Raw genomic sequence first — 6,410 nt, 5'->3', positions numbered from 1 at the left:
AGTTCAAAGTTAGAAATGGGCTTCAAGGCCTACATCTTCTAAATCAATATTAAGTAGCTCGATTACATTTTTATATGGAAACTTATTCTTTAAACTGGAAAAGTAAAGAAGACGAAAATTATAAAGAGTAAGAGCAATGAAATATCAAGGAAGTTGCCATTGCGGTCAGGTAAAGTTTGTCGCAGAAGGTGAGCTAACAGAAGCCTTATCTTGTAATTGCTCGATCTGCCAAAAGAAAGGGTCTTTACTTTGGTTCCTACCCACTAATCAAGTTACAGTTACTTTAAATTCTCCTGATATTTTAGCGAATTACACTTTTAACAAGCATGTGATTAATCATCATTTCTGTAAAAATTGCGGTATTCATCCCTATGCTCAAGGTATAGATCCCCAAGGTAATTCTATATTAGCGATTAATGTTCGATGTATAGATGACATTGACTTAGATAAAATAAAAATAAATTATTTTGATGGACGTTCAGTTTAATAATTATAAGGATTTATTCAATGATAACTAAAAAACAATCAACTCCAATAGAATTAGATTCACTGCTTGAACTATTAAAGAAGAGATTTGAAAAGAACACACATCGCCATAAAGAAATTGATTGGACAAATGTGCGAGCTAAATTATTAGAATCGCCTGAAAAATTATGGTCATTGCAAGAAATGGAAAACACTGGTGGAGAACCAGATGTTATCTCTTATGATCAACAGAAGGATGAGTATTTATTTGTTGATTGTTCTCCTGAGACACCCAAAGGTCGTAGAAGCTTTTGTTATGATCGAGAGGCTTTGGAGGCTAGAAAAGATCATCCTCCCAAAAATAGTGCAATCGATGTAGCTAAAGAAATGGGAGCTGAGCTTCTCACAGAAGAGCAATACCATGAATTACAAAAGTTAGAGGAATTTGATCTTAAAACATCAAGTTGGCTCAAAACCCCAGATGAGATTCGACGGTTAGATGGAGCTATTTTTGCTGATCGACGTTATGGTCGGGTATTCATTTATCATAATGGAGCACAGTCTTATTATGCTGTTCGTGGTTTTCGTTGCTGCTTAAGAGTATAGGCGTTGTACATAAATAAAAATAATTCTGTTTGATGTTTTATGCCAAGAAAATGGAGATTCTTGCAACTTTTGATTGACTGTAAACATGACAAGATATGTTTAGGAATTAAATAAAACATCAGGACATTTCTAAACATGCAACTCAACCCAATTTACTATAATGAACAACACATTGCTTTTGCTGACAATGTTCGCCGATTTGTACAAAAAGAAATGGCACCTTTTGTTAATGAGTGGGATGAGGCTGAGACATTTCCTAGAGAGCTTTATAGGAAGGCAGCTGGAATTGGCCTATTAGGTTTAGGTTTTTCTGAAGAATATGGTGGTATTCCTGATGCAGATCCATTTTATTCATTACTGGCTGGTATTGAAATGGCAAAGGCGGGTTCTGGAGGAGTGCATACCTCACTCATGGTACACACAATTGGCACCCCTCCCATTCAGCACTTTGGAAGTGAGGAGTTAAAGGCTAGAGTCCTGCCAGGTATTATTTCCGGTGAAAAAATTTCTGCTTTAGCTATTACAGAACCTGGTGGTGGCTCGGATGTCGCTGCATTACAGACTAAAGCTATTCGTGATGGTGATTACTACATTGTTTCGGGTGAGAAGACGTTTATCACATCGGGAATTCGTGCAGATTACTATACAGTTGCAGTGCGTACAGACCCAACTAAAACAGGTGCAGAAGGTATTTCAATGTTGCTCGTTGATGCGCACAGTGAAGGAATTACTAAAACACCTTTAAAGAAAATGGGGTGGTGGGCTTCTGATACAGCTCATTTGCATTTTGATCAAGTACGAGTATCTGTATCAAATCTGCTCGGCAAAGAAAACGCCGGTTTTAAAGTTATTATGAATAACTTTAATATGGAGCGGTTCTTCTTGGGAGTAGTGGCTTATGGGTATGCATTAGTCTGTTACGAAGAAGCTTTAGAGTGGGCGCAACAACGGAAAACTTTTGGTAAGCGATTAATTGATCATCAAGTGGTTCGTCATAAATTGGTAGATATGGCAACACAATTGACCTCAACACGGGCATTGCTTGAAGAAACTGCATGGAAAATGATTCAGCCGCAGTTACAAGGGCCTGATTTGGTAGCACAAATTTCAATGCTTAAAAATGTTGCTACTCGCACTATGCAATTTTGTGCTGATGCAGCTGTGCAAACATTAGGTGGCATGGGCTTTATGCGAGGTACCAAGTCGGAACGTATTTACCGTGAGGTGAAGGTCAATATGATTGGTGGCGGTGCTGAAGAAATTATGAAAGATTTGATTAGTAAGCAGTTAGGTTATTAATTTTAGAGTAGGTTTTGCTTGTATAAACCATCTCATTCAGAGTTTACTGAGATGGTTCTATCCATTTCTCATTTAAAATTGCCCAACGTTCATAATCTTTCCATGTTTTTTCCTCCAATTCGAAGATATTGCCGAGAAAAACCTTCTTTAATGAAACCAGCTTGGGCCACTAATTGAATCGAGGCAATATTGTCAGGTTGTATATTCGCTTCTAACCTATGTAAATTTAAATTTTTGAATGCTTCATTGAGTAATAATTTGAGGCCTTGCGTCATATAGCCATGACGTTGATAAGGATGAAATGCTTCATAACCCAAATAGGCTGAATGAAATTGACCGCGTATAATATTTGAAATATTAAATGTTCCAGCAATTGCATGGCTATGGGTTAAGCAGACAAAATAGCGATGCTCTTGCTCTAAATATGTTTGAAAGTCAGCTGGTGGATATGCCCACGGTTGATGTAATTGAACACTACGTACATAAGCTTCTTTAATTTCTGCAAGGTCATTTTTCTTGGGTTTACGTAAATAGACTAGACTCATTTTAATGCCATCTCCCAGACTATTTCGGTTAACTCATCAATTTTGACTTTACCCTCAGCTTTATACCAAGTTACGGTCCACGAAATTGCACCACCAACTAATCTTCGCCAAATAAAGGCATCATGCTTTACCTTGCCTTCAGTGCGTAATTTTTCAATAACATCCAACCAGATTTGCTCATATTCATTACGCATTTTTAAAAGATAATCTTGTTTTTCTTTTGATAGGGCAAACCATTCATAAACCAAAACAGCCATGGCTGCGCCTGTGTCTCCAGTAATTGAAATGAGTTCAGATTTAATAAGAGCACGGAGTTGTTGTTCTGGATTGGTAGATTGAGCTGCCGCATCTTGTAAACGAGCAAGATTGTAAATAATGGTTTCCTCCATCACGTGAGCGAGGATGTCATCTTTACTTTTAAAGTGGTGGAATAAGCTTCCCGACTGGATTCCAATAAATTGAGCAAGTTCGCGTACAGTAGTTTTGTCATAGCCTTGTTTATGAAATAGGTAGGCAGCCCCACGTAATAAACGACCACGTGGGCTGTTATCAAAACAAGAGATATTTGGAATCTGTTCAATTGAAGTAGCAATCATGCGAAAGCCGAATCCTTTATATAAAAATACTTAACAGAAAAGTTTGCCAAACCTCATCATGTTTTAGCTGAGCTGTCGAGTTTGGCAGTTTTGGTCAATTTCACAATAACATTTTGCTCTTTACAAACCAAGCGCTTGCTTGGTAATGTTGAGTTTGATTTTTAAACAAAATAATGAGAAATAAGATGGCAAGTAATCAACAGGATGATGAGCGTGTCGTAAAAATAGGTTGTGCCTCAGGTTTTTGGGGAGACACTAATACTGCCGCTTTCCAATTAGTACATCTAACCGATATTAATTATTTGGTTTTTGATTATTTGTCTGAGATCACCATGTCGATTATGGCAAAAGCGAAGATGGTGGAACCAAAGCATGGCTATGCATTGGATTTTGTCAGTCGAGTGATGGCACCTCTACTTAAAAAAATTGCAGAGAAAAAGATTAAGGTGATTAGTAATGCTGGTGGTGTTAATCCATTGGCGTGTCGAGATGCCTTGCAAAAAATAATTAAAGAATATGGTCTAGATCTGAAAGTTGCCGTGGTTTTAGGCGATGATCTTTTAGCGCAGTATGAACAACTCAAACAGCAAAATATTCAGGAAATGTTTAGCGGTGAAGCTTTGCCAGAACAGGTGGCAAGCAGTAATGCTTATTTAGGTGCGGTGGCTATTCGCGATGCTTTAAATTTAGGCGCAGATATTGTGATTACTGGTCGAGTAGTTGATTCGGCAGTGGTGCTTGCCCCTTTACTTCATGAATATCAATGGTCTTTAGATGACTACGATAAGTTGGCACAAGGTTCCTTGGCAGGTCATGTCATTGAATGTGGTGCGCAATGTACAGGCGGTAATTTTACCGATTGGCAATTGGTACAAGGCTTCGACAACATGGGGTTTCCAGTGGTTGAAGTGAGTGAAGATGGTTCATTCGTTGTGACCAAACCACAAGGGACAGGTGGTCTGGTTTCTACCGCCACGGTTGCTGAGCAAATTGTGTATGAAATTGGCAATCCTCAAGCATATTTACTACCCGATGTAATTGCTGATTTTAGTCAGGTGCATTTAGAACAAGTCGGGGAGCATCGAGTTCGTGTGACGGGTGCAAAAGGACAAGCACCGACTACACAATATAAAGTCAGTGCGACTTATCCAGATGGTTATCGGGTTTTAGTCAGTTTCCTCATAGCAGGCCGTGAAGCACCACAAAAAGCACAAGTCATTACCGATGCGATTTTGACTAAGTGCGAACGTGTTTTAGCAATGCGTTCGGTGCCGCCATTTAGTGAAAAGTCGGTTGAAATCTTAGGTATTGAAAGTACTTATGGAGCACATGCTCAGGCTTTAAATAGTCGTGAAGTTGTGGTCAAAATAGCAGTAAAACACATGTTTAAAGAGGCATGTATGTTCTTTGCATCTGAAATTGCTCAGGCCTCTACAGGCATGGCTCCAGCCTTAGCAGGAATTGTTGGAGGTCGACCAAAAGCATCTCCAGTGATTAAGTTATTTTCATTTTTAATTGATAAAAATCAGATCAATGTCGAAATCGATTTTGATGGGAGCCGCTATCCGGTTGAGTTTCCTCGGGGCACTTCTACAGAGCAATTCAATACTTTAGCAGCGGGTGAAAGTGCGATTTATCAAGGGAATGAAATTGAAGTTCCTTTGATTGAAATTGCGCATGCCCGCAGTGGTGATAAAGGCAATCATAGCAATATCGGTGTGATTGCGCGTAAAGCAGAATATTTACCATGGATTCGTGCAGCACTGACTGAACAGGCTGTTGCAAGCTATATGCAACATGTTTTGGATGCTGAAAAGGGACGTGTAATTCGTTATGAGTTACCGGGTTTAAATGCACTGAATTTCATGTTGGAAAATGCCTTGGGTGGCGGTGGTGTTGCAAGCCTACGTATAGACCCACAAGGTAAAGCATTTGCACAACAATTATTGGATATGCCTGTCAAAGTTCCGGCACATCTTTTAGAAAAATAAAATGAATGGATGAAACAAAGATGAGTTATCAATCAATTTTTAGACCAGATGCTTTTGCTAATAAAGTCATTATTGTGACAGGTGGCGGCTCAGGAATTGGTCGTTGTACTGCACATGAGCTTGCAGCCCTCGGCGCGCAAGTGGTGATTACAGGACGCAAAATTGAGAAATTAGAGAAAGTAAGCCAAGAAATTATAGAAGATGGTGGTCAGGTTCATTTCATTGTTTGCGATAACCGTGAAGAAGAACAAGTAAAAAATATGATTGCGGAAGTGATTGAGAAATTCGGCAAACTCGATGGTCTGGTAAATAATGCAGGTGGCCAGTTCCCGTCAGCTTTAGAGAATATCTCAGCAAATGGTTTCGATGCAGTCGTGCGTAATAATTTGCACGCAACTTTCTATTTAATGCGTGAAGCTTATAACCAATGGATGGCAAAACATGGTGGCAGTATCGTCAACATGACTGCCGATATGTGGGGAGGTATGCCAGGAATGGGGCATTCTGGCGCTGCGCGTTCGGGGGTTGATAACTTAACTAAAACAGCATCGGTTGAGTGGGGGAAATCTGGTGTTCGTGTAAATGCGGTTGCACCGGGATGGATTGTGTCATCCGGTATGGATAATTATAGCGGTGATTTTGCCAAAGTAATTATTCCAAGTCTTGCTGGCAATGTACCGCTAAAACGTATGGGAACTGAGTCAGAAGTTTCATCGGCGATTTGTTATTTATTGTCCGATGCTGCAGCTTTTGTTTCTGGTGTAACTCTGCGTATTGATGGTGCTGCATCACAAGGAACACGCATGTATTCACTAGCTGATGCAACAAATAGTCAGTCCTATAATGGTTTCCACCGTGCATTTATTCCTGAAATCTTTCAGAAAAAGACTGAGGCTGAGGAGGAATAA

At 39.5% G+C, this 6,410-nt stretch carries 6 protein-coding genes and 1 pseudogene; 5 read left to right on the top strand and 2 right to left on the bottom strand.

Annotated features, from left to right (window positions below; all coding sequences use genetic code 11):
* The first annotated feature begins 136 nt into the window (after nucleotides 1-136).
* The 3 genes from I7H67_RS19085 (at nucleotide 137) to I7H67_RS19075 (ending at nucleotide 2,370) form a co-directional block, all read left to right on the top strand.
* Complete coding sequence (locus tag I7H67_RS19085; protein WP_151989499.1) at nucleotides 137-487, top strand: GFA family protein; 351 nt, start codon at nucleotides 137-139, stop codon at nucleotides 485-487.
* 20 nt (nucleotides 488-507) lie between these two features.
* Entirely contained in the window at nucleotides 508-1,071 is a 564-nt protein-coding gene (locus I7H67_RS19080) for a DUF4256 domain-containing protein (protein ID WP_198308588.1), read from the top strand.
* A gap of 135 nt (nucleotides 1,072-1,206) precedes the next feature.
* Nucleotides 1,207-2,370: an acyl-CoA dehydrogenase family protein gene (locus I7H67_RS19075; protein WP_198308587.1), complete on the top strand. Its 1,164-nt coding sequence runs from the start codon at nucleotides 1,207-1,209 to the stop codon at nucleotides 2,368-2,370.
* A gap of 43 nt (nucleotides 2,371-2,413) precedes the next feature.
* On the opposite strand, the pseudogene I7H67_RS19070 reads toward I7H67_RS19075, so the two are convergent.
* Nucleotides 2,414-2,915, bottom strand: a pseudogene (locus I7H67_RS19070) (GNAT family N-acetyltransferase).
* On the bottom strand, nucleotides 2,912-3,511 hold the full coding sequence (locus I7H67_RS19065) for a TetR/AcrR family transcriptional regulator (protein ID WP_198308586.1): 600 nt from the start codon (nucleotides 3,509-3,511) through the stop codon (nucleotides 2,912-2,914). Before I7H67_RS19065 ends, I7H67_RS19070 begins: the two are co-directional and overlap by 4 nt.
* A 185-nt stretch (nucleotides 3,512-3,696) precedes the next feature.
* Here I7H67_RS19065 and I7H67_RS19060 point away from each other — a divergent pair, with 185 nt between their 5' ends.
* The gene (locus tag I7H67_RS19060; protein ID WP_198308585.1) at nucleotides 3,697-5,502 is read left to right on the top strand and encodes an acyclic terpene utilization AtuA family protein; all 1,806 of its coding nucleotides are present in this window, start codon (nucleotides 3,697-3,699) and stop codon (nucleotides 5,500-5,502) included.
* A gap of 20 nt (nucleotides 5,503-5,522) precedes the next feature.
* Entirely contained in the window at nucleotides 5,523-6,410 is an 888-nt protein-coding gene (locus tag I7H67_RS19055; RefSeq protein ID WP_005299869.1) for an SDR family oxidoreductase, read from the top strand.

This window comes from Acinetobacter sp. ACIN00229 (assembly GCF_016106645.1).
GTDB classification, from domain to species: domain Bacteria; phylum Pseudomonadota; class Gammaproteobacteria; order Pseudomonadales; family Moraxellaceae; genus Acinetobacter; species Acinetobacter oleivorans.
The sequence above is the reverse complement of the archived record's forward strand: the minus strand, read 5'-3'. Positions and strand labels throughout refer to the sequence as shown.